The organism is Pseudomonas sp. MIL19 (genome assembly GCF_028680365.1).
Classification (GTDB): Bacteria; Pseudomonadota; Gammaproteobacteria; order Pseudomonadales; family Pseudomonadaceae; genus Aquipseudomonas; species Aquipseudomonas spirodelae.
This window is the reverse complement of the sequence record NZ_JAPPVG010000003.1, coordinates 219,817-238,403: the sequence shown is the minus strand read 5'-3', so window position 1 is coordinate 238,403 and position 18,587 is coordinate 219,817. Positions and strand designations below refer to the sequence as shown.

The 18,587-nt window shown below is 59.0% G+C and carries 20 protein-coding genes; 15 read left to right on the top strand and 5 right to left on the bottom strand.

From position 1 onward, the window contains the following. Window positions 1–13 precede the first annotated feature (13 nt). The 3 genes from purL to N1078_RS04195 all read left to right on the top strand — a co-directional run bounded on the left by purL (window position 14) and on the right by N1078_RS04195 (window position 4,663). Window positions 14–3,910, top strand: a complete 3,897-nt coding sequence (gene purL, locus N1078_RS04200; RefSeq protein ID WP_274086946.1) for a phosphoribosylformylglycinamidine synthase — start codon at window positions 14–16, stop codon at window positions 3,908–3,910. An 18-nt stretch (window positions 3,911–3,928) separates the two neighbouring features. Continuing rightward, complete coding sequence (locus N1078_RS19600; protein WP_443218083.1) at window positions 3,929–4,198, top strand: CDGSH iron-sulfur domain-containing protein; 270 nt, start codon at window positions 3,929–3,931, stop codon at window positions 4,196–4,198. 147 nt (window positions 4,199–4,345) lie between these two features. Next, complete coding sequence (locus N1078_RS04195) at window positions 4,346–4,663, top strand: Nif3-like dinuclear metal center hexameric protein (RefSeq protein WP_274086945.1); 318 nt, start codon at window positions 4,346–4,348, stop codon at window positions 4,661–4,663. Between the two features lie 42 nt (window positions 4,664–4,705). Here N1078_RS04195 and N1078_RS04190 read toward each other — a convergent pair whose 3' ends face one another. Together N1078_RS04190 and N1078_RS04185 are read right to left on the bottom strand one after the other, a co-directional pair. Then, a complete protein-coding gene (locus tag N1078_RS04190) occupies window positions 4,706–5,209 on the bottom strand; it encodes a L,D-transpeptidase family protein (RefSeq protein WP_274086944.1) in 504 nt (167 codons plus the stop codon). 15 nt (window positions 5,210–5,224) lie between these two features. Next, complete coding sequence (locus tag N1078_RS04185) at window positions 5,225–5,782, bottom strand: NUDIX hydrolase (RefSeq protein ID WP_274086943.1); 558 nt, start codon at window positions 5,780–5,782, stop codon at window positions 5,225–5,227. Between the two features lie 171 nt (window positions 5,783–5,953). Here N1078_RS04185 and N1078_RS04180 point away from each other — a divergent pair, with 171 nt between their 5' ends. The 5 genes from N1078_RS04180 to N1078_RS04160 are packed head-to-tail and all read left to right on the top strand — an operon-like array spanning window position 5,954 to window position 9,246. Continuing rightward, entirely contained in the window at window positions 5,954–6,559 is a 606-nt protein-coding gene (locus N1078_RS04180; RefSeq protein ID WP_274086942.1) for a CoA pyrophosphatase, read from the top strand. 21 nt (window positions 6,560–6,580) lie between these two features. After that, complete coding sequence (locus tag N1078_RS04175) at window positions 6,581–7,105, top strand: gamma carbonic anhydrase family protein (protein ID WP_274086941.1); 525 nt, start codon at window positions 6,581–6,583, stop codon at window positions 7,103–7,105. Further along, window positions 7,105–7,293, top strand: coding sequence for a DUF1289 domain-containing protein (locus N1078_RS04170; RefSeq protein WP_274086940.1), 189 nt, complete (start codon window positions 7,105–7,107; stop codon window positions 7,291–7,293). The genes N1078_RS04175 and N1078_RS04170 overlap by 1 nt, the downstream gene beginning before the upstream one ends. Window positions 7,294–7,327: 34 nt before the next feature. Beyond that, a complete protein-coding gene (gene purT, locus N1078_RS04165) occupies window positions 7,328–8,509 on the top strand; it encodes a formate-dependent phosphoribosylglycinamide formyltransferase (RefSeq protein WP_274086939.1) in 1,182 nt (393 codons plus the stop codon). Further along, entirely contained in the window at window positions 8,506–9,246 is a 741-nt protein-coding gene (locus N1078_RS04160) for an SGNH/GDSL hydrolase family protein (protein ID WP_274086938.1), read from the top strand. Before purT ends, N1078_RS04160 begins: the two co-directional genes overlap by 4 nt. Here N1078_RS04160 and N1078_RS04155 read toward each other — a convergent pair. Beyond that, window positions 9,212–10,501 carry an HlyC/CorC family transporter gene (locus N1078_RS04155; RefSeq protein WP_274086937.1) on the bottom strand — a complete coding sequence of 430 codons (1,290 nt, stop codon included), beginning with the start codon at window positions 10,499–10,501 and terminating at the stop codon, window positions 9,212–9,214. The two genes, N1078_RS04160 and N1078_RS04155, sit on opposite strands and share 35 nt — an antisense overlap. Before the next feature lie 10 nt (window positions 10,502–10,511). Further along, entirely contained in the window at window positions 10,512–11,312 is an 801-nt protein-coding gene (locus tag N1078_RS04150; protein ID WP_274086936.1) for a cytochrome C assembly family protein, read from the bottom strand. A 156-nt stretch (window positions 11,313–11,468) separates the two neighbouring features. Between N1078_RS04150 and ffh the strand changes: the two genes are divergently transcribed. From ffh to N1078_RS04120, 6 genes are all read left to right on the top strand, one after another. Then, complete coding sequence (gene ffh, locus N1078_RS04145; RefSeq protein WP_274086935.1) at window positions 11,469–12,842, top strand: signal recognition particle protein; 1,374 nt, start codon at window positions 11,469–11,471, stop codon at window positions 12,840–12,842. A gap of 250 nt (window positions 12,843–13,092) precedes the next feature. After that, window positions 13,093–13,344 (top strand): 30S ribosomal protein S16, encoded by a 252-nt coding sequence (rpsP, locus tag N1078_RS04140; RefSeq protein ID WP_274086934.1) that lies wholly within the window; start codon window positions 13,093–13,095, stop codon window positions 13,342–13,344. Window positions 13,345–13,349: 5 nt separating this feature from the next. Next, on the top strand, window positions 13,350–13,886 hold the full coding sequence (gene rimM, locus N1078_RS04135; RefSeq protein WP_274086933.1) for a ribosome maturation factor RimM: 537 nt from the start codon (window positions 13,350–13,352) through the stop codon (window positions 13,884–13,886). A 5-nt stretch (window positions 13,887–13,891) separates the two neighbouring features. Next, a complete protein-coding gene (trmD, locus tag N1078_RS04130) occupies window positions 13,892–14,644 on the top strand; it encodes a tRNA (guanosine(37)-N1)-methyltransferase TrmD (RefSeq protein WP_274086932.1) in 753 nt (250 codons plus the stop codon). Between the two features lie 40 nt (window positions 14,645–14,684). After that, window positions 14,685–15,035, top strand: a complete 351-nt coding sequence (gene rplS / locus N1078_RS04125) for a 50S ribosomal protein L19 (protein WP_274086931.1) — start codon at window positions 14,685–14,687, stop codon at window positions 15,033–15,035. Between the two features lie 152 nt (window positions 15,036–15,187). Beyond that, a complete protein-coding gene (locus N1078_RS04120) occupies window positions 15,188–15,592 on the top strand; it encodes an acyl-CoA thioesterase (RefSeq protein ID WP_274086930.1) in 405 nt (134 codons plus the stop codon). 116 nt (window positions 15,593–15,708) lie between these two features. Here the strand turns inward: N1078_RS04120 and N1078_RS04115 are convergent, their stop codons facing one another. Continuing rightward, entirely contained in the window at window positions 15,709–17,520 is a 1,812-nt protein-coding gene (locus N1078_RS04115; protein ID WP_274086929.1) for a cation:proton antiporter, read from the bottom strand. Window positions 17,521–17,602: 82 nt separating this feature from the next. On the opposite strand from N1078_RS04115, the gene xerD reads away from it, so the two are divergent. Further along, window positions 17,603–18,499, top strand: coding sequence for a site-specific tyrosine recombinase XerD (gene xerD / locus N1078_RS04110; RefSeq protein WP_274086928.1), 897 nt, complete (start codon window positions 17,603–17,605; stop codon window positions 18,497–18,499). Window positions 18,500–18,587 lie beyond the last annotated feature (88 nt).

The following is an 18,587-nucleotide window of genomic DNA, read 5'->3' as shown; positions in this document are numbered from 1 at the left end:
GAGGCTGTCCCCGATGTTGATCCTGCGCGGCGCTCCCGCCCTTTCTGCTTTCCGTCACGGCAAATTGCTTGAACAACTGACCAGTAAGGTTCCTGCGGTCACCGGTCTGTATGCCGAGTTCGCGCACTTCGCCGAAGTGTCCGGTGTTCTGAGTGCCGACGAAGAGCAGGTATTGGCCCGTTTGCTGAAATATGGCCCGAGTGTGCCTGTGCAGGAGCCAACTGGCCGCCTGTTCCTGGCCATTCCGCGCTTTGGCACCATTTCGCCCTGGTCGAGCAAGGCCAGCGACATCGCTCGTAACTGTGGCCTGGCGAAGATTCAGCGCATTGAACGCGGCCTGGCGTACTACGTCAGCGGCGAGCTAAATGCCGCCGAGGCGCAGCTGGTGGCTGATCTGCTGCATGACCGCATGACTCAGTTGGTGCTGGATAACCTCGAAGGCGCCGCCGCACTGTTCAGCCATGCGCAGCCTAAGCCGCTGACCGCAGTGGATATTCTCGGTGGCGGTCGCGCCGCGCTGGTACTGGCCAACGTCGAGCTGGGCCTGGCCCTTGCCGAAGACGAAATTGATTACCTGGTGACCAGCTTCAATGGTTTGGGGCGCAACCCGCACGACATCGAACTGATGATGTTCGCCCAGGCTAACTCTGAGCATTGCCGCCACAAAATCTTCAATGCCAGCTGGGATATTGATGGCCAGAGCCAGGAGAAATCCCTGTTCGGCATGATCAAAAACACCTACCAGATGCACAGCGAAGGTGTGTTGTCGGCTTATAAGGACAACGCCTCGGTGATCGTCGGCAACGTTGCCGGGCGCTTCTATCCGGACCCAGAAACCCGTCAGTACGGCGCGGTGCAGGAGCCGGTGCATATCCTGATGAAGGTGGAAACCCACAACCACCCAACGGCGATTGCGCCGTTCCCAGGGGCTGCCACTGGCTCTGGTGGCGAGATCCGTGACGAAGGTGCCACCGGCCGCGGCGCCAAGCCGAAGGCGGGGCTCACCGGCTTCACCGTGTCCAACCTGCAAATTCCGGGTTTCGAGCAGCCGTGGGAAGTGCCGTACGGCAAGCCTGAGCGCATCGTTACCGCGCTGGACATCATGATTGAAGGTCCGCTGGGTGGCGCGGCGTTCAATAACGAGTTCGGTCGTCCGGCTCTGACCGGTTACTTCCGCACCTTCGAGCAGGCGATCCAGACGCCGCGCGGTGAAGAAGTACGCGGTTACCACAAGCCCATCATGCTCGCGGGCGGCATGGGTAACATCCGCGCTGAACACGTGCAGAAAGGCGAGATTACCGTCGGCGCCAAGCTGATCGTGCTCGGTGGCCCGGCCATGCTGATCGGCCTGGGCGGCGGCGCAGCCTCGTCGATGGCCACTGGCACCAGCTCGGCAGACCTGGATTTCGCCTCGGTGCAGCGCGAAAACCCGGAAATGGAGCGTCGCTGTCAGGAAGTCATCGACCGTTGCTGGCAGCTGGGCGAGAGCAACCCGATTGCCTTTATCCACGACGTCGGTGCGGGCGGTTTGTCCAACGCCTTCCCTGAATTGGTTAACGATGGCGGTCGTGGCGGCCGCTTCGAGCTGCGCAACGTGCCGAATGATGAGCCGGGCATGGCGCCGCACGAGATTTGGAGTAACGAATCCCAAGAGCGCTACGTGCTTGCGGTGGATGCTGCCAATTTCGAGCGTTTCAAAGCCATCTGTGAGCGTGAGCGCTGCCCGTTTGCCGTAGTCGGTGAGGCCACTGAAGAAGCTCACCTGACCGTAACCGACAGCCACTTTGGCAACAATGCCGTGGACATGCCGCTTAACGTGCTGCTGGGCAAAGCCCCGCGTATGCATCGCTCGGCCACGCGTGAAAATGAGCTGGGTGATGACTTTGATGCCAGCACCCTGGCGATTGATGAAGCGGTCACCCGCGTTCTGCATCACCCGGCTGTGGCCAGCAAGAGCTTCCTGATCACCATCGGCGACCGCACCATTACTGGTCTGGTGGCGCGTGATCAGATGGTTGGCCCTTGGCAGGTGCCGGTGGCTGACTGCGCCGTTACTGCCACCAGCTTTGATGTGTACACCGGTGAGGCCATGGCCATGGGTGAGCGCACCCCGCTGGCGCTGCTGGATGCGGCTGCATCCGGGCGGATGGCGATTGGTGAAACCCTGACCAACCTGGCGGCTTCGCGCATTAATGCCATCAGCGAGATCAAATTGTCTGCCAACTGGATGTCCGCTGCGGGCCATCCGGGTGAAGACGCGCGCCTGTACGACACCGTTAAAGCGGTGGGCATGGAGCTTTGTCCGGAGCTGGGTATCACCATTCCGGTGGGCAAAGACTCGATGTCGATGAAGACCCAATGGCGCGACGAGGGTGCTGACAAGAGCGTGACCTCGCCGCTGTCCCTGGTGGTGACCGGCTTTGCGCCGGTCAGCGATATTCGCAAGACCCTGACCCCGCAACTGCGTATGGATAAGGGCGAAACTGATTTGATCCTGATCGACCTCGGCCGTGGGCAGAACCGCTTGGGTGCATCGATCCTCACCCAGGTCTACAGCAAGCTCGGCAGCCAGGCCCCGGATGTTGATGACGCCGAAGACCTCAAAGCCTTCTTTGCGGTGATCCAGGGCTTGAACGCCGACGGTCATATCCTTGCTTACCACGACCGTTCTGACGGTGGCCTACTGGTTACTGCCCTGGAAATGGCATTTGCCGGTCATTGTGGCCTCAACCTGTACCTCGATGCATTGGCTGCCGAAAGTGCTGAGCTGGCGGCGGTGCTGTTCAACGAAGAGTTGGGCGCCGTGATTCAGGTGCATCAAGATGCCACGCCAGAAGTGCTGGCACAGTTCAGCGCGGCAGGTCTGGGCGACTGCGTGGCGGTGATCGGTCAGCCGGTCAACAGTGATGACGTGGCGATCAACTTTGGTGGTCAGCCGGTTTTCGCCGGCCAGCGTCATCTGCTGCAGCGTCAGTGGGCACAGACCAGCTATCAGATCCAGCGTTTGCGCGATAACGTTGAATGTGCTGATCAAGAGTTTGATGGCTTGCTGGAGGAAGATAACCCCGGTCTGTCGGTCAAGCTCGGTTTTGATGTCAATGAAGACATCAGCGCGCCGTATATCCGCAAGGGTGTGCGTCCGCAGATCGCTGTGCTGCGTGAGCAGGGCGTTAACGGTCAGGTGGAAATGGCGGCTGCCTTCGATCGCGCCGGCTTCAATGCGATTGATGTGCACATGAGCGACATCCTCAGCGGTCGCGTCAGCCTAGACGCCTTCAAGGGCCTGGTTGCCTGCGGTGGCTTCTCCTACGGCGACGTACTCGGCGCCGGCGAAGGTTGGGCTAAGTCAGTGTTGTTCAACAGCCGGGCGCGTGATGGCTTCCAGGCCTTCTTCGAACGCAAGGACAGCTTCGCCTTGGGCGTGTGTAACGGTTGCCAGATGATGAGCAACTTGCACGAGCTGATCCCGGGCAGCGAGTTCTGGCCGCACTTCGTGCGCAACCGTTCGGAGCAGTTCGAAGCGCGAGTGGCGATGGTGCAGGTGCAAGAGTCGGCCTCGATCTTCCTGCAGGGGATGGCCGGTTCGCGTATGCCAATCGCCATCGCTCACGGTGAAGGCCATGCCGAGTTTGAGAGCGAGGAAGCCCTGCTCGAAGCCGACCTGTCCGGCTGCGTGGCGATGCGCTTTATCGATAACCACGGCAAGGTCACTGAAACCTACCCGGCCAACCCTAACGGTTCGCCGCGCGGGATTACCGGCCTGACCAGTCGCGACGGTCGCGTGACCATCATGATGCCGCACCCGGAGCGAGTCTTCCGCGCCGTACAGAACTCCTGGAAACCGGACGACTGGCAGGACGATGCGGGCTGGCTGCGGATGTTCCGCAACGCGCGTGTGTGGGTGGATTGATCCACGTGGTGCGGGCTTATGTTGAGTAAGCCTGCGCCCGTTTTACCTGAGGTGCGCCAGGTTAAACCTGGCGATACCTTACAGCTGTGCCGCTGCGGGCGTTCGTCCCAGCTTCCTGATTGTGTTTGTGCGTGCCCCGAAAAACTTGAACTGCTGCCTGAGCGTGAGCAATTTCTGCTGCTTTGCCGTTGCGGTTTGTCGCACCGTCTACCCTATTGTGATGGCAGTCATCATCCGCCGGTAAGGAGTCTTAAAGACCGTTGGTGGCGATTTTGGCGTGGGGGTTAGCTGGCGTGGTGCCTTGCAGTTTGCGCTGATGTGTTGAGCACGCCGCTGATTTTAAGGGCGTAGGTTGCGCCGATTCAGTCAGTAAAAACGCTCATGCGCAGTGGCCTTGTCGCCACGCTTTTATATGCTTTTGCGGGGGAGACCCTAATGTACAAGCTGTGCTTTTATGTGCCTGAAACGCACTTGGAATGCGTTAAGAATGCGGTGTTTAGCGCCGGTGGCGGACGCATTGGTCACTATGACCAGTGTTGCTGGCAAATCTTGGGGCAGGGCCAGTTTCGTGCGCTGGAAGGCAGTCAGCCATTTATTGGCCAGTTGGGGCGGGTCGAGCAGGTCATGGAGTGGAAGGTCGAGATGGTCGTGGCTGATGAGCTGATCCATGCGGCGGTTAAGGCCATGAAACAGCAGCATCCCTACGAGACGCCGGCCTTTGAGGTGTGGCGGCTGTCTGATATTCAGTTCTAAGGCGTAAAAAGGCACCGCGAAGGTGCCTTTTTCATCTGGCGATCAGGGTCTGATTTCGATCAGTGTGCCGTCCTTAACCAGGCTCCAGATTTCGCGCATATCGGTGTTCTTCATGGCGATGCAGCCTTCGGTCCAGTCCAGGGTGTGGAAGAACCACTCGGGGTATTCCTCATCCAGCGGCGTGCCGTGGATCATGATCATGCCGCCGGCTGATATGCCCTTGGCGCGGGCTTGCGCTTGGTCGCGCGCGTTAGGGTAGGAAATGTGCATGGAGAGGTTGTATTTGTCGCTGGTCTTACGCCAGTCGATCCAATAAAAACCCTCTGGGGTACGCATGTCGCCTTCGTATTGTTTGGCACCTTCAGGCTTTTTGCCCAGTGACATGCGGTAAGACTTGAGGGTGTCGCCACGGCTGATCAGGTGCAGCGTGCGTTCGGATTTAACCACCAAGACCTTGTCGATGATTTTGCCGTTAAGTGTCGGGGTGGTGCTGGCTTGGCCAGTCAAAGTAGCGGTCAGGCAGAGTAGGGCGAACAACCAGCGCATCGTATTTCCCATGGATCAAAAGGCTTTCTTGTAATGTGCGCGCAAGGCTTCAAGCGGCTCGTTGCGGACCGGGTAGTGCTGCGTAAGGCGGTCGGCGAAGTAGCATTCTAAGGTACGCCCGATGGTCGGGAAAGCCAGCTCTGACCAGGGGATGTTCTGCTCATGGAAAAGCTCAACTTCAAGGCTTTCTTCGCCGGGGGCAAAGTTCAGATCGACCAACTCTGCACGAAACAGCATGTACACCTGGTTAATGTGCGGCAAATCAAACAGGGTGTAGAGACTGAGGTCGCGTACCCGGGCGCAGGCTTCTTCATGGGTTTCGCGGGCGGCGGCTTGTTCGAGGGTCTCGCCGTTCTCCATAAAGCCGGCCGGCAGGGTCCAGTAGCCCCGTCGTGGCTCGATGGCGCGTCGGCACAGCAGCACTTGTTCGCCCCATACCGGCAGGCACCCGGCAATGATTCGCGGGTTCTGGTAGTGCACCATCTGGCATTGCGCGCAGACGTGGCGCAAGCGGTTGTCACCCTGCGGGATGTGGTAACTGATCGAACCGCCACAGTTGCTACAGAACTTCATTCCAGATCCTCGTTGCGTGTGGGCTATCTTGGCGTGCGCAGCGGGTGCTCGGCAAGCGCTTGAAGGCAGGCTTATCGAGCGCCTGAATGATTGCAGTCGGCGGCATGGGGCTTGGGCGGTGCGCTGCTTTCGTGCCATCATCGGCGGCAGAATAAAACACCGAGAATCCCCATGCTGGAAGAGTTGCTCCTTCGCATGCGTGGCTATAGCCCGCAGGATATGCCGATCGACACACGCTACCCTGAGGCTGCAGTGCTGGTGCCCATCACCCGCAGTGACGAGCCGGAAGTGGTGCTGACGTTACGCGCCAGCGGCCTGTCCACCCACGGTGGCGAAGTGGCCTTTCCCGGCGGGCGGCGTGATCCGGAAGATGTCGATTTGGTGCAGACTGCCTTGCGCGAGGCCGAGGAAGAAATTGGCCTGCCGCCTGGGCTGGTCGAGATCATTGGGCCGCTCAGCACCTTGGTCTCGCGTCATGGCATTCAGGTCACGCCTTATGTCTGCCTGGTGCCGGATTTTGTCGAGTACAAGCCCAATGATGGCGAGATTGCCGCCGTGTTTGCCGTGCCGCTGGCATTCTTTCGTGATGACCCACGGGAAACCACTCACCGTATCGATTACCTCGGGCGCAGCTGGTATGTGCCAAGTTACCGCTACGGCGAATATAAAATCTGGGGGCTGACGGCGATCATGTTGATCGAGTTGGTCAACCTGGTGTTCGACGATGTGCATATCGATATGCGCCAGCCGCCCGAGCACTTCATCAAGCTCACATGACCGTGGGATGAGGAATAACGCATGAAATACCGATTGGGCCAGTCCCACGTAGACGCCCATGCCGACAGCTGGGTTGCGCCTAATGCCACCTTGGTCGGCAAGGTCAAACTTGAGCCGGGCGCAAGCGTGTGGTTCAACGCCGTGTTACGCGGTGACAACGAGCTGATTCATGTCGGTGAGAACAGCAACGTGCAAGACGGCACGGTGATGCATACCGATATGGGCTTCCCGCTGACTATTGGCACTGGCGTAACCATCGGCCATAACGCCATGCTGCATGGCTGCACGGTGGGCGATTACAGCCTGATCGGCATCAATGCGGTGGTGCTCAATGGCGCAAAAATCGGCAAGTACTGCATCATCGGCGCCAATAGCCTGATCGGTGAAGGCAAGGAAATTCCCGATGGTTCGCTGGTCATGGGCTCGCCGGGCAAAGTGGTGCGTGAGCTGACCGAGGCGCAAAAGAAAATGCTTGAAGCCAGCGCCGCGCATTACGTGCACAACGCTCAGCGTTACGCCCGCGACTTGTCAGAGCAGGATGACTGATGGAGCAGGAACGTCCGGTTGCCTCGCCCTGCGTGCATGTCTGTGCGCTGGATGATCAAGACCTGTGTATCGGCTGTCAGCGCTCAGTCGCCGAAATTACCCGTTGGGGCCAAATGGACAATGCTGAGCGCCGCCAGGTGCTGCTGCATTGCCATGAGCGCGCCCAGGCCCAAGGCATCTTGTTGTAATACCGCCTTCTATTTGTTCGTTTGAGGATTTTCCATGCCCCGTATCGGAACCCCTTTGTCGTCGAGTGCGACCCGTGTGCTGTTGTGCGGCTCTGGTGAGCTGGGCAAGGAAGTGGCGATTGAGCTGCAGCGCTTGGGTGTTGAAGTGATTGCCGTGGATCGTTACGCCAATGCGCCAGCCATGCAGGTGGCGCACCGCAGTCATGTGATCGACATGCTCGACGGTAACGCGTTGCGTGCGGTGATCGAGCTAGAGCAGCCGCACTACATCGTGCCGGAAATTGAGGCCATTGCTACCGCGACCCTGGTTGAGCTGGAGAACGAAGGCTTCACCGTGATTCCCAGTGCCCGCGCCGCCCAGCTGACCATGAACCGCGAAGGCATTCGTCGTCTGGCCGCCGAAGAGCTGGGCTTGCCGACCTCGCCGTATCAGTTTGCCGACTCTTTCGAGCAGTGCCAGGCAGCGGTTGCGGCTATTGGCTTTCCCTGCCTGATCAAACCGATCATGAGTTCCTCCGGCAAGGGCCAGTCGGTCCTGAAGAGCATTGATGACCTGCAGTCGGCCTGGGATTACGCTCAGGCGGGTGGGCGCGCCGGCAAGGGGCGGGTGATCGTCGAGGGCTTTATCGATTTTGATTATGAAATCGCGCTACTCACTGTGCGCCACAGTGGCGGCACCACGTTCTGTGCGCCGGTCGGCCACCGTCAGGTCAAGGGTGATTACCAGGAATCCTGGCAGCCACAACCGATGAGTGCCAAGGCGCTGGCTGAGGCCGAGCGCATTGCCCTGGCGGTCACCGGCTCACTGGGTGGTCGCGGGTTGTTTGGCGTCGAGTTGTTCGTTAAAGGCGATCAGGTGTGGTTCTGCGAAATCTCGCCGCGCCCGCATGACACCGGCCTGGTCACCCTGATTTCTCAGGACCTGTCCGAGTTCGCCCTGCATGCGCGGGCCATTCTCGGCTTGCCAATCCCTGCCATTCGCCAGTTTGGCCCGTCGGCGTCTGCGGTGGTCTTGGTTGAGGGCGAGTCGCAGCAGGTCAGTTTTGGCAATTTGGCAGCCGCTCTAGCCGAGCCAGATACCGCCCTGCGCTTGTTCGGCAAACCAGAAGTCAGCGGTCAGCGGCGCATGGGTGTGGCGTTGGCGCGTGATGAGTCATTGTCGGCGGCGCGGGCCAAGGCTACGCGTGCAGCGCAGGCGGTTCAGGTCGAGCTGTGAGCGCTTGGCGCGCCGGTGCATGGTGGCTAGGTTTTACGCTGCTGGCACCGGTGGCGCTGCCGTTGGCTGTTTATACGCGGCGTAAAGCGCTGCGTTTACCCCCAGCGGCCGGGTTGTCGCGTGGTGTGTCGGGCCAGGCGTTGCCGGGCGAGCCGTTGCGCCTGCTGGTGCTGGGTGAATCGACCGTTGTCGGCGTAGGGGTTGATCAGCTGCAGGCGGCGTTAGTTGGGCAGCTAGCTTTGGCGTTGGCGGTACGTGAGGGGCGGCCGGTAGCCTGGCGGGCTTGTGGCGAGAACGGTATTACCGCTGAGCAAGCGCGTGAGCGCTTATTGCCGCAAGTGCTGGGTCAGCCCTTTGATCTGGCGCTGTTGGTGTTTGGTGTTAACGACACCACGCATTTGACCTCGTTGGCGCGCTGGGAGGCTGCGCTCGGCAGCATGGCTGAGGCGTTGGTGGCACGCGGAGCCGCGGTGGCGTTTAGTAGTGTGCCGCCGCTGCAGCATTTTACTGCGTTGCCCTGGCTGTTGCGGCGCTTGCTTGGTCTACGCGCAGGTTTGCTGGATACGCGCTTACGTCAGTTGGCGGTGGGCGTAGGGGCGAGCCATCACACGGTTGACCTGGAATTTTCTGCCGAGTACCTAGCGCGTGATGGTTATCACCCGTCAAGTCTGGGCTATCGCGTGTGGGCGCAGGGGTTGGCCGTCAGTCTTGCGCCGGCGGCTCGCTGTGCGCCTTAGGCTTGGCCTGCCAGGCGCGTACGCTTTTTACCCGGTTCTCTGAGGACTGCAGAATCTCCAGGCGGTACGGGCCAATCTTCAGGCATACGGCGCTGTCGGGGATGCTTTCCAGGGCTTCGGTTACCAGGCCGTTGAGGGTCTTGGGGCCATCGCAGGGCAGGTGCCAGTCCAGCGCCTTGTTGATTTCACGGATATAGGCGGCGCCATCGATCACCTGGGTGCCGTCTTCCTGGGGGTGAATATCCGGGCTGCGCAGGGTGTCTTGATTGCTGAAGTCGCCAACGATTTCTTCGAGAATGTCTTCCAGGGTGACGATGCCGATCACGTCGCCGTATTCATCGACGACGATACCAATCCGACGCTTCTGCTTCTGAAAGTTGATCAGTTGAGTCGACAGCGGCGTGCCTTCCGGTACGAAATACGGTTCGTTGCAGGCTGTCAGTAGCGCCTCTTTGCTCAGCTCGTTGTGCGACAGCAGGCGGGCAATTTGGCGCATGTGCACGATGCCTTCGATCTGGTTGATGTCCGTACGAAACACCGGCAGGCGCGTGTGCGTGGTGTTGGTCAGCAGGCTGATGATGCTTTCGAGGTCGTCATCAAGGTTGATGCCGGTGACTTCGTTGCGCGGGATCATGATGTCATCCACCGTCACCCGCTCAAGGTCAAGGATGCCGAGCAGCATGTTCTGGCGGTTTTTCGGCATGCCAACGGCGGACTCGCGCACCACGCTGCGTAGCTCTTCGGTGGACAGGCTGTCGCTGGCGCGCAGTGAAGGGTCGACGCCAAGCAGACGCAGCAGCCCGTTACTGATTGTGCTGGTTGTCCAGACCACCGGGTAAAGCAGGCGCTGCAGCAGCTGCAGCACGCGGCTGGCGGGAAACGCCACCAGCTCTGGGCGTAGGGCCGCCAATGTTTTGGGGGTGATTTCACCAAAAATCAGCACCACGATGGTCAGGCCTGCAGTGGCAATCGCGATCCCGGCTTCGCCCCACATGTCGACGGCCAATACCGTGGCGATGGACGCGGCGAGAATATTGACCACATTGTTGCCAACCAGGATGGTGCCGAGCAGACGATCTGGGCGGCTGAGTAGGGCGGTCACGCGCTTGGCGCCTTTATGCCCTTCCTTGGCCATGTGCTTGAGGCGATAGCGATTGAGGCTGAGCATGCCGGTCTCCGAACTGGAGAAGAATGCCGAGCAAAGAATCAAAAAAATCAGCAGCCCAAGCAGGTAGCTGGATTGAAGGTCGTCCACGGAAGGGGTCTCAGATGTGCAGGATAAATTCGCGAACCAGCTTGCTGCCGAAATAGGCCAGCATCAGCAGGCAAAAGCCCGTCAGGGTCCAGCGAATGGCTTTATGGCCACGCCAGCCGAGTTGGTGGCGGCCCCACAGGAGTACGGCAAAGACCACCCAAGCAAAGCACGATAGGATGGTTTTGTGCACCAGGTGCTGAGCAAACAGGTCGCTGATAAACAGTGCGCCAGACAGCAGCGAGAGTGACAGTAACGCCCAGCCGGCCCAGAGAAAGCTGAACAGCAGACTTTCCATGGTTTGCAGCGGAGGGAAGTTTTTGATAAGCCCGGAGGGGTGTTTGTGCTTGAGTTGGTGATCTTGCAAGAGCAGCAGCAGTGACTGGAACACCGCAATGGTGAGCATGCCATAGGCGGTAATCGACAAAAGGATGTGGGCGATTATACCCGGCGCCTCGTTGATAGCCTGGGTGGTGCCGCTGGGCATGAACTGGGCGAGCAAGACGGTGACCACTCCCAGTGGGAATAGCAGCAGTAGCAGGTTTTCCACCGGAATCCGCGCGCAGGCCAACAGGGTCAGCAGAATAACGGCGGCGGCAATCAGGCTGGCGGCCTTAAAGAAGTCCAGCGACAAGCCGCTGGCATCAAACATCTGCAGGAACAGGCTGCTGCCGTGCAGAAGCAAAGCCAATGTGCCGAGTGCAATCAGCAGGCGCTTGTTGGATGTGCTGCGCTGTTGCAGGCGCAGGCCTTGATAGAGTGCGGCGCCGGCGTAAAGGCAGGCAGCAGCGAGGCTGGGTAGCAGTGGGTGCATAAATCCTTGTCAAGCAAACCCGAAAGGCGGCCAGTGTGGCATACATCCTGTGCGCCACGAAAGCGTCTGGCGGTGTCGGTGCTCTGCAGTCTTCGCTATAATCTGCGACCTGTTGCAAGCCCACCCTCGGCTCGCTTGAGCCTGAAAGGAACGCGCATGTTCGAAAATCTGACTGACCGCCTCTCGCAGACCCTGCGAAATGTCACTGGCAAAGCCAAGCTGAGCGAAGACAACATCAAGGACACCCTGCGTGAAGTGCGCATGGCCTTGCTTGAGGCTGACGTTGCCTTGCCAGTGGTTAAGGACTTCGTCAATAAGGTCAAAGATCGTGCGGTCGGCACTGAAGTATCGAAAAGCCTGACCCCGGGTCAAGCGTTCGTGAAGATCGTCCGCGCCGAGCTCGAAGAGCTGATGGGCGCCGCCAACGAAGACTTGGCGCTGAATGCCGTTCCGCCTGCTGTCGTGCTGATGGCGGGTCTGCAGGGGGCGGGTAAGACCACCACAGTCGGCAAGTTGGCGCGCTTCCTTAAAGAGCGCAAGAAAAAGACCGTGTTGGTGGTGTCGGCTGACGTGTATCGCCCGGCGGCGATCAAGCAGCTGGAAACCCTGGCTCACGATATTGGTGTGACCTTCTTCCCCTCCGACCTCAGCCAGAAGCCGGTGGATATCGCCGAGGCGGCGATCAAGGAAGCCAAACTCAAGTTTATTGATGTGGTGATCGTCGATACCGCCGGTCGTTTGGCTATTGATGCCGAGATGATGGCGGAGATCCAGGCGCTACACGCGGCGATTAATCCGGTTGAAACCCTGTTCGTGGTCGATGCTATGACCGGTCAGGACGCCGCCAATACCGCCAAAGCCTTCAATGATGCGCTGCCGTTAACCGGTGTTGTATTGACCAAGGTCGACGGCGACGCCCGTGGCGGTGCCGCGTTGTCCGTGCGCCACATCACCGGTAAGCCGATCAAGTTCATCGGTATGGGTGAGAAGACCGAGGCGCTGGAGCCTTTCCATCCGGACCGTATTGCTTCGCGCATTCTCGGTATGGGTGACGTGCTCAGTTTGATCGAGCAGGCCGAGCAGACTCTGGATCGCGAAAAAGCCGACAAACTCACTAAGAAGCTGAAGAAGGGTAAGGGCTTCGACCTCGAAGACTTCCGTGATCAGCTGCAGCAAATGAAGAATATGGGCGGTCTGGGTGGCTTGATGGACAAGCTGCCACAGATGGGGGGCGTTAATCTTGCGCAAATGGGTAATGCTCAGGGCGCGGCTGAGAAACAGTTCAAGCAAATGGAGGCGATCATCAACTCGATGACGCCTCAAGAGCGCCGTGATCCCGATGTGATCAGCGGTTCGCGCAAGCGCCGCATTGCCATGGGCTCCGGTACTCAGGTGCAGGACATCGGACGCTTGATCAAGCAGCACAAGCAAATGCAGAAGATGATGAAGAAATTCACTGCCAAAGGCGGTATGGCCAAGATGATGCGTGGCATGGGCGGGATGATGCCAGGCGGTATGCCGAAAATGTAAGGAATCCGCGTCGGCAGCGATGTCGGCGTAGTCCCTGCTTAAGGCGGGGATATACAGTAAACCCGCCTTTTGCGGGAGCTGGCTGGCCGGTTTGGATAGCGGCCTCTGGCAAATCTCGATTGCACAAGCCTAGGCGCCTGAAAAAGCCATTTGCAAAAGTCCGGATATTCCTTAGAATATGCGGCCTTTCGGGCACCTATGCCCGCTGTGCATTTAGATTTGCAGCACCGACTACAGGAACTATGTTCACATGCTAACCATTCGTCTTGCCCTTGGCGGCTCCAAAAAGCGCCCGTTCTACAAGATTAACGTGACCGATAGCCGCAACCCACGCGACGGCGCGCACAAAGAAGAGATCGGTTTCTTCAACCCGATCGCTCGTGGTCAGGAAGTTCGCCTGTCCGTGAAGCAAGATCGCCTGGCCCATTGGCTGAGCGTTGGTGCGCAGCCTTCTGATCGTGTTGCCCAGTTGTTGAAGGACGCTGCTAAGGCTGCGGCCTGAGCAATATGAGCGCGACGCCTGCTGCTACCGATGATTTGATTGTTGTCGGCAAGATTTACTCTGTACATGGCGTTCGCGGTGAAGTGAAGGTGTATTCCTTTACGGATCCTGTTGCAAACCTGTTGCAGTACAAGTCCTGGACGCTTAGGCGCGAAGGCAGTGTCAAACAGGTCGAGCTAGTCAGCGGACGCGGGAATGACAAGTTCCTGGTCGCGAAGCTCAAGGATCTTGATGATCGTGAAGAAGCGCGTCTTCTCTCCGGTTATGAGATCTGCGTGCCGCGCAACCTGTTCCCTGAGTTAACTGCCGGTGAGTACTACTGGTACCAGTTGGAAGGTCTCAAGGTTATCGATCAGGCAGGGCAACTGCTCGGCAAGATTGATCACTTGTTAGAAACCGGTGCCAACGATGTGATGGTGGTTAAACCCTGCACCGACAGCCTGGATGGTCGCGAGCGTCTGTTGCCCTATACCGAGCAATGCGTGCTGTCGATTGACCTGAGCGCTGGCGAAATGCGGGTCGACTGGGATGCGGACTTTTAAGCCTGATGCCTAATCTGCGCGTTGAAGTCATTACGCTGTTCCCGGAAATGTTTAGCGCTATCAGCGATTACGGCATTACCAGCCGCGCGGTGAAACAGGGGTTGTTGCAACTGACCTGTTGGAACCCGCGAAGCTACACCACTGACCGTCACCACACTGTGGATGATCGGCCCTTTGGCGGTGGCCCTGGCATGGTGATGAAGATCAAGCCGCTTGAGGATGCTTTGCTCGATGCCAAGCACGCCGCAGGTGAAAAAGCGAAGGTGATTTACCTCTCGCCGCAAGGTCGCCAGCTGACGCAGTCAGCAGTACGCGAACTGGCAAACGTTGAGGCGTTAATCCTCATCGCAGGTCGCTACGAAGGCATTGATGAGCGCTTTATTGAGGCGCATGTCGATGAAGAATGGTCGATTGGGGACTACGTCCTATCCGGCGGTGAGCTGCCGGCCATGGTGCTGATCGATGCGGTAACGCGCCTTTTGCCTGGTGCATTGGGTCATGCAAGTTCGGCCGAGGAGGACTCCTTTACGGATGGTCTACTCGACTGCCCGCACTACACTCGCCCGGAGGTGTATGCGGATAAACGTGTTCCTGATGTATTGCTGAGTGGCAATCATGAGCACATCCGGCGCTGGCGTTTGCAGCAGTCCCTTGGTAGGACGCACGAACGCCGCGCTGATCTTCTGGAAAGCCGCTCGCTTTCTGGAGAAGAGAAGAAGCTGCTGGAGGAATACGTCCGCCAGCGGGACGATAGTTAATATATCGATGACCGGCCAAGGCCAGTCTTAGGAGCGCAGCATGACCAACAAGATTATTCAGCAGATCGAAGCTGAGCAGATGGGCAAAGTAATCCCTCCTTTTGCACCGGGCGACACAATTGTCGTTCAGGTAAAAGTAAAGGAAGGCGACCGTCAGCGTCTGCAGGCGTTTGAAGGCGTTGTTATCGCCAAGCGTAACCGTGGTCTGAACAGTGCTTTCACTGTTCGTAAGATCTCTAACGGTGTTGGTGTAGAGCGTACTTTCCAGACTTACAGCCCACTGGTTGATAGCCTGGCTGTTAAGCGTCGCGGTGACGTGCGTAAAGCCAAGCTTTACTACCTCCGTGACCTGTCCGGTAAAGCAGCGCGCATCAAGGAAAAACTGGGCTAAGCCTCAGCTTTCCAAAAAAAGCAGCCTTCGGGCTGCTTTTTTCGTTTATGGCGCTGCTGCGCAGTGAGTCGTGCAGGCAAGGTGTTCGCGCAATGCTTGAGCGAGCTCGCCTTGCAGTGGCGGCGCATTAGGTTTGATCAGGTGGTCGTGGCATGAGTCCAAGAGAGCAAGAAATACAGCGGCGTACAGTACTGTCGGAAACACGCGTAACCAAGGCAGTGTTCCCGCCGACGACTAATCATCACAACACCCTGTTCGGCGGTACGGCATTGGCCTGGATGGATGAGGTGTCGTTTATCGCCGCTACGCGTTTTTGCCGCTTGCCGTTGGTGACGGTCTCGTCAGATCGGATCGACTTTAAGCATGCCATTCCAGCGGGCTCGATTGTCGAGCTGATTGGTCGGGTCATCGCGGTGGGTAACACCAGCCTCAAGGTTGAGGTTGAGGTGTTTGTCGAGAGCATGAGCAGCGATGCCCGCGAGCGAGCAATCACTGGTGTGTTCAGTTTTGTGGCGATTGACGAGCAGAAAAAGCCCGTGCCGGTGTTGGTGCTTTAACGCCATGCGTCGCTCACTCGCGCTATGCCGATTGGCTTTCCAGCGTGCTGGGCGTTGGCGGTGTATAGGCGCTGCTGCTCTCGCAAGCCTCAGCGCCTACCTGAGTAGCGACTCGTCTAGCGGGAAGCTTCTTGTTCCTCGTCAATCAGTGCAACCAGGGTCCAATCCGGCCCGGGCACGACCTCAAGTGGGTGGGTGGCGACATGTATCCAGCCACTGGGGTCGCAAGCAAGCAGGATTACGGCTCGCTCGCCATGCAGAGTTTGGTAGGCCGGCCAATCAAAGGTGCTGGTGAGGGTCGTGGTGCGCACCTCGGCGCCTTTGCTGAGGCGGCTGGCGAACTGCGGAAAACTCAGTGGCTGACTGCCCAGGGGGCGGCCGCGCACGGCGTCGCGGCTGCGGTGTTTATCGCTGCGCCGACTTTCTGTGCCGCTGGGCAAGGTAAAGCGGCGCTTCGCGGCAAAATCGTGGCGAAAGTGCATGCAAGCCAGCGCGTTCAGTTCGCTGGAGGGTGATAGTGCCAGCAGGTGGCCGAGGCCGACTAGATTCAGGTGGGCTTCGGCATGCTGCGAGGTAGGGTTGCCAAAGTAAGTGGGGAGTTTCTTCATGCGCGCAGTGCTGATGTTCTCCCAGCTGGAGTCGCACAGCAGCACGCGGTTGCCGAGGCCTTGCAGCGCTGTAGCGATTGCGCGGGCCACGGGGTTGGCGCCGACGATTAGAAAGCCAGTGGGTGCCGGCTCTGCGACTTTCAGCAGCTTGGCCACTGGTCGTGCCGTGGCGCTTTGCAGTACAACCGTGCCGATGATCACCGCAAAGGTCAGTGGTACCAGCAGTTCTGCGCCTTCGTAGCCCAGCTCGCCGAGGCGGATAGCGAAGATGGCCGATACAGCTGCAGCGACAATCCCGCGTGGCGAAATCCAGGCCAGCAGTGCGCGCTCGCGCCAGTTAAGGCTGGAGCCGAAGGTCGACAGCGCGACATTCAGCGGGCGTGCGACAAACTGAATGATCAGCAGCAAAACCAATACTGCGGGGCCGAGGGCGAGCAGGGCGTTCAGGTCGAGTCGTGCGGCCAGCAGAATGAATAAGCCGGAAATCAGCAGGACGCTGAGGTTCTCCTTGAAGTGCAGGATATGCCGCACGTCGACGCCCTTCATATTGGCCAGCCACATGCCCATGAGGGTTACGGCGAGCAGGCCAGACTCATGCATGACTTCGTTGGCAGCGATGAATGCCCCCAGTACCGTGGCTAAGACCGCCAGGTTATGCAGGTAATCCGGCAGCCATTGGCGCTTTAAGACGGTGCCGAGCGCCCAGCCAGCAGCAATCCCGAACAGGCTGCCGCAGGCGATAACGCCGGCGAAGGTGAGCAGGCCGGTGTGCCAGCCATTACCCTCGCTGCTGGAAATAATAAAGCTGTACACCACGACGGCGAGCAATGCGCCAATCGGGTCGATCACGATGCCTTCCCAGCGCAGGATGTTGGCAATCGAGGCTTTGGGGCGTACGACGCGCAGCATCGGTACGATCACGGTTGGTCCGGTGACCAGGGTCAAGGTGCCGAACAGCAGGGCCATCTCCCAGCTAAAACCGAGCAGGTAATGCGTGCTGGCGGCGATCACGGCCCAGGTGGCCAGTGCGCCAATCGTCACCATGCGCCGGACCACGCTACCAATCTCGCGCCACTCCGATAAATGCAGGGTTAGGCTGCCCTCGAATAGAATCAGCGCCACGGCCATCGATACCAGTGGGAACAGCAAATCGCCGAACAGGGCTTGTGGGTCAAGCCAGCCGAAGATTGGGCCGGCCAGGATGCCGGCGATCAGCAGAAATAAAATGGCCGGCAGGCGTAAACGCCATGCCAGCCACTGGCAGGCGAGGGCGCTGGCACCGATGGCGGCGAAGGCCATGAGCATATGTTGTTCGTTCATCAAGGGTCCTTGCGATTGGATACCTGGCCCTGCGTGGCCAAGCTGTGGAAGACTAACCCTCTTTCTATCGTAATAGTTCTACATGCCTGCCATCGACCACCCCTTGATTGACCGTTTTGTTGAGTCCCTATGGCTGGAAAAGGGGCTATCGGCGCATACCCGCTCGGCTTACCGCAGTGATCTGGCGTTGTTTCATGGCTGGTTGCAGGTGCGTGATGTGCAGTTGGCGGATGTCGGGCGTGAGCTGATTCTCGATCACCTGGCCTGGCGCTTAAATGAAGGTTACAAGGCGCGTTCTACCGCCCGGCTGTTGTCGGGGTTGCGTGGCTTCTATCGGTTTCTTGTACGTGAGCAGTTGATCGGTCGTGATCCGACCCTGCAGGTGGATATGCCGCAGCTGGGGCGGCCGCTGCCCAAGTCGTTGTCCGAGGCAGATGTTGAGGCTTTACTGGCAGCGCCGGAGCTGGACGACCCCATTGGTCTGCGTGATCGCGCCATGCTGGAAGTGCTGTATGCCTGCGGCCTACGCGTCAGTGAGTTGATTGGTTTGACTCTGGAGCAGGTCAATTTGCGTCAGGGCGTGCTGCGGGTGTTTGGTAAGGGCAGCAAGGAGCGCCTGGTGCCGCTGGGTGAAGAGGCGATTGTCTGGATTGAACGGTATAGCAAGGAGGCGCGACCGTTTCTGCTGGATGGCAGACCCAGTGATGTGCTGTTTCCCAGTATGCGCGGCGAGCAAATGACGCGGCAGACGTTCTGGCACCGCATCAAGCACCAGGCCAAGGTGGCGGGGATTGCCAAGAGCCTGTCGCCGCATACCCTGCGCCATGCCTTTGCCACGCATTTGCTTAACCACGGCGCGGATCTGCGCGTGGTGCAGATGCTCTTGGGGCATAGCGATTTGTCGACCACGCAGATATACACCCACGTCGCCCGTGCACGCTTGCAGGAGTTGCATGCGCAGCACCATCCGCGTGGCTGAGCGCGCCGTCTGGCCTGCTGTGGTCGGTCTGTGTGGGCTTCTATGGTAGGCTGCGCGCATCCCTCGTTAGATGGTTTTTTGCCAGGAG

Coding starts and splice junctions, on each gene's coding strand:
- purL (WP_274086946.1), top strand. CDS start 14: ATGTTGATCCTGCGCGGCGCTCCCGCCCTTTCTGCTTTCCGTCACGGC.
- N1078_RS19600 (WP_443218083.1), top strand. CDS start 3,929: ATGTTGAGTAAGCCTGCGCCCGTTTTACCTGAGGTGCGCCAGGTTAAA.
- N1078_RS04195 (WP_274086945.1), top strand. CDS start 4,346: ATGTACAAGCTGTGCTTTTATGTGCCTGAAACGCACTTGGAATGCGTT.
- N1078_RS04190 (WP_274086944.1), bottom strand. CDS start 5,209: ATGCGCTGGTTGTTCGCCCTACTCTGCCTGACCGCTACTTTGACTGGC.
- N1078_RS04185 (WP_274086943.1), bottom strand. CDS start 5,782: ATGAAGTTCTGTAGCAACTGTGGCGGTTCGATCAGTTACCACATCCCG.
- N1078_RS04180 (WP_274086942.1), top strand. CDS start 5,954: ATGCTGGAAGAGTTGCTCCTTCGCATGCGTGGCTATAGCCCGCAGGAT.
- N1078_RS04175 (WP_274086941.1), top strand. CDS start 6,581: ATGAAATACCGATTGGGCCAGTCCCACGTAGACGCCCATGCCGACAGC.
- N1078_RS04170 (WP_274086940.1), top strand. CDS start 7,105: ATGGAGCAGGAACGTCCGGTTGCCTCGCCCTGCGTGCATGTCTGTGCG.
- purT (WP_274086939.1), top strand. CDS start 7,328: ATGCCCCGTATCGGAACCCCTTTGTCGTCGAGTGCGACCCGTGTGCTG.
- N1078_RS04150 (WP_274086936.1), bottom strand. CDS start 11,312: ATGCACCCACTGCTACCCAGCCTCGCTGCTGCCTGCCTTTACGCCGGC.
- ffh (WP_274086935.1), top strand. CDS start 11,469: ATGTTCGAAAATCTGACTGACCGCCTCTCGCAGACCCTGCGAAATGTC.
- rpsP (WP_274086934.1), top strand. CDS start 13,093: ATGCTAACCATTCGTCTTGCCCTTGGCGGCTCCAAAAAGCGCCCGTTC.
- rimM (WP_274086933.1), top strand. CDS start 13,350: ATGAGCGCGACGCCTGCTGCTACCGATGATTTGATTGTTGTCGGCAAG.
- trmD (WP_274086932.1), top strand. CDS start 13,892: ATGCCTAATCTGCGCGTTGAAGTCATTACGCTGTTCCCGGAAATGTTT.
- rplS (WP_274086931.1), top strand. CDS start 14,685: ATGACCAACAAGATTATTCAGCAGATCGAAGCTGAGCAGATGGGCAAA.
- N1078_RS04120 (WP_274086930.1), top strand. CDS start 15,188: ATGAGTCCAAGAGAGCAAGAAATACAGCGGCGTACAGTACTGTCGGAA.
- N1078_RS04115 (WP_274086929.1), bottom strand. CDS start 17,520: ATGAACGAACAACATATGCTCATGGCCTTCGCCGCCATCGGTGCCAGC.
- xerD (WP_274086928.1), top strand. CDS start 17,603: ATGCCTGCCATCGACCACCCCTTGATTGACCGTTTTGTTGAGTCCCTA.